We start from the raw sequence: 2,699 nt of genomic DNA, 5'->3' as shown, positions 1-2,699 counted from the left end.
GGTGGTGATCGGCGGCCTCGCCGCGGTCGCGCTCACCCGCCGGGACGCCGGGCGGTTCGTGCGCAACCAATGTCTTCGAAATATCCCTTGCCTCGTGCAGCTTCCCCGGAACATCGGGTGCAGCACGAAAGACTCGCTGAACCTGTCGCCATGACTCAGGTAAATGGTCGACGTCGACGGGCTCACTAACTGATCCTCTGCCATAGGGAACCTGTCGAAGAACCGCCTGAAGGGTGCGCAGGTCACCCTCAGCACTTGGAAGGATGATTCCGACTTGCCCTGAATCCCGCTGGGCCGTCACGGTATCGACCCGGCGTAACGCCGGATCCTCTTCTGCTATTTCGAGTAATTCGACCTCAAAACGGCGTGGTGCGCCCAGTAGCGCCACTCGGACGTGCCCCTCGGGAATCGGCACCCGAAGAATGCTGCTCATCTGACGAGCAATCCCTGAATGCCCACTCAACATCAGTTCTAAGATCGCGCGTCGGTTGTTCCGCAATTCTTGACGTTCTTCGTCTGTCCGCCTGAGATGTTCGCTCAGCAGGAGCACGGCCGTATCGACGAGGGAGGTTTCAATGGCGGCCAGAGTGGTGGACCTACCCAGTGTCAGGTAGCCGCGAGTCTGCCCCGGAATTCGCAGTGACCGAATAGATACCGATTGGTCCGGCATGTTGATCGACATCGCCGCGTTTCGAGTGAGTCGGGCTAAGCGAGGTAACTCCGCCTGAACGAGTCCCAGATGGGCACGGGCAGCTTCCGGACTGGCAGCACGGAGATCGCCTGTCTCGCTCAGAAGCAAGACCCACCCACCTATCGATCCGACGAGGGATTCGAGGATGTGCCGAGCACCCAGTGTCGCAACGGAGGCTTGAACGAGATCTCGGTGAGCACGCGCGGTAGCTTCGACGGAGTCAGCGATTTGTCCCGCCGCTCGTGATGCTCGAACCAGTCGTTCCGGCATCGAACCTCTCTACCTGCATGTTTCCGCGCGACCAAGAAGTGCTATTGCACTATCTTCGCGCCGGAGCAGTATGGAGTAAAGATATCCGAGCATCATCTGGAAGAACAATGGCCCACTCTCACGCTCTCCTGCGGGCGCAGACGTCGAACTCTGCCAGGCCTGCTATGCAGATCCTGCAGGCCGGAGACCATCAAGTACTGATGCAGTACGGCGCCAACGAGATGGATATAAAACTGAACTTTAGAGCACAAGCACTGCAACAAGCGCTATCGGGTGAACCTGTCGCCGGAATCCGTGAAACCGCAGTCGGCTTCCGGTCAGTGCTGATCACCTTCGACCCATCCAGTATCTCCCGAACCAGCCTTCTCGACGAACTCGTCGAACGTGAAGAATCAGTGCCGAATCTTGATTCGCTCGTACTTCAAAGTCGAACGGTCACTATGCCAATCGCTTTCGACGACGCGATGACCCGTGCAGCAGTGGAGCGCTATCGCATCAGCGTCCGTAGTGACGCGCCGAATGTTCGCGACGGCGACAACATCGACTACATCGTCCACTGCAATGGACTACTCAGCAGAGAGGACTTTTACGACACGTTCACGGAAGCTACCTGGTGGACGGCATTTATTGGCTACTTTCCTGGCCTGCCATTCCTATATTCACTCGATCCATGCACACAGCTGTCGGCTCCGAAATACAACCCGGCGAGAATGTGGACTGCCGAAGGATGCCTCGCCCTTGGAGGTCCGTGTGTGGCGATCTATCCCATGTCTGTCCCCGGCAGCTACCAATTGTTCGGACGCACACTGCCAGTTTGGAATCGCGTATTCTCCGCCGATCCCGCCGACGACGTACCGGCACCCGCTGCCGCCAGATCGAACGTCCTTCGGACCGCCGACCGAGTGAATTTTTCCCGAGTTAGCGAGCCGGAGCTGTTGGCCATGCGATTGGAAGTCTTCGAAGGTACGTACTCCTACCCCGCGGCGCACGACAACTTCGTAGTCTCCGAATACCTGAAAGGTATTGCACCACTGACTTCCGTTGCAGAATCGATCGCGGGCAAACGGCACATTGCGGCGAGTCGAGCCGAGATCCCGTGAGCCCTCATCCCGCACTAGAGATCATTGAACCTGGAATGCAGACGACCGTCCAAGCGTGGCCCGGCAGGCAAGGTCTGACCGGCCTCGGGTACTCCGATGCCGGCCCCATGGACCACCTTTCCTTCCGAATCGCGAATATCCTTGTAGGCAACCCTGCCGGCCTACCGGCGTTAGAAGTTCCCCGCGTCGCGATATCGGTGGCGTTTCTCGTCGACACCAGGAACCAATCGCGGTGACGCCGGCTCAGAGAATCCCACGTCTGGTCATCGCCGAAGCGATCCATCACGTATTGCCTCGACGTCTCGCTGAGCCGGTATCGCGCAACCCGCCCTTCGACATCTGGGATCACAATCGATTTCTCGACCAGCCCAGCGATGAGGTCGACCAACTCTTGCTGAAGGACGATTGTGGAGCAGATCGACTCTGCCGCATCGAGATCGAATGATCCCTCGAATATCGCCAGTCTGCTCCACAAAGCTTGCTCAGATGCGAAGCACGGGTCAAAACTCCAGCCAGGACACGTAGAGAGCGTCTGGTGTCGGGCTGGCCCTGCCCTGTTACCTAGCGACATCAGTCTGTACCGCCCCCGCGCACGCCGCGGGTGGTGACACGTCCCCGCTGGTCATCGGGCACCGGGG

General features: G+C 58.9%; 4 protein-coding genes. 3 read left to right on the top strand and 1 reads right to left on the bottom strand.

The window, feature by feature from the left end:
• The coding region (locus tag ABT116_RS42150; protein ID WP_351645716.1) for a hypothetical protein at nucleotides 1-682 on the bottom strand (682 nt) is incomplete at its 3' end.
• Nucleotides 683-1,125: 443 nt separating this feature from the next.
• On the opposite strand from ABT116_RS42150, the gene ABT116_RS42145 reads away from it, so the two are divergent.
• From ABT116_RS42145 to ABT116_RS42135, 3 genes are read left to right on the top strand one after another with little or no spacing between them, the layout of a single operon-like run.
• Nucleotides 1,126-2,061, top strand: a complete 936-nt coding sequence (locus ABT116_RS42145) for a 5-oxoprolinase subunit B family protein (protein WP_050794075.1) — start codon at nucleotides 1,126-1,128, stop codon at nucleotides 2,059-2,061.
• 35 nt (nucleotides 2,062-2,096) lie between these two features.
• The gene (locus ABT116_RS42140) at nucleotides 2,097-2,297 is read left to right on the top strand and encodes a 5-oxoprolinase subunit C family protein (RefSeq protein ID WP_198402585.1); all 201 of its coding nucleotides are present in this window, start codon (nucleotides 2,097-2,099) and stop codon (nucleotides 2,295-2,297) included.
• A complete protein-coding gene (locus ABT116_RS42135; RefSeq protein WP_351645711.1) occupies nucleotides 2,294-2,506 on the top strand; it encodes a hypothetical protein in 213 nt (70 codons plus the stop codon). The genes ABT116_RS42140 and ABT116_RS42135 overlap by 4 nt, the downstream gene beginning before the upstream one ends.
• The last annotated feature ends 193 nt before the right edge of the window (nucleotides 2,507-2,699 follow it).

Source organism: Streptomyces sp. NPDC002130, from assembly GCF_040296465.1.
In the GTDB taxonomy this organism is placed as follows: Bacteria; Actinomycetota; Actinomycetes; order Streptomycetales; family Streptomycetaceae; genus Streptomyces.
Note: the sequence above shows the minus strand (reverse complement) of the source record. Positions and strands in the feature narration are given on the sequence as shown.

What these genes read in the sequence shown, in the direction of transcription:
- ABT116_RS42145 (WP_050794075.1), top strand. Translation starts at nt 1,126, where the DNA reads ATGCAGATCCTGCAGGCCGGAGACCATCAAGTACTGATGCAGTACGGC.
- ABT116_RS42140 (WP_198402585.1), top strand. Translation starts at nt 2,097, where the DNA reads ATGCAGACGACCGTCCAAGCGTGGCCCGGCAGGCAAGGTCTGACCGGC.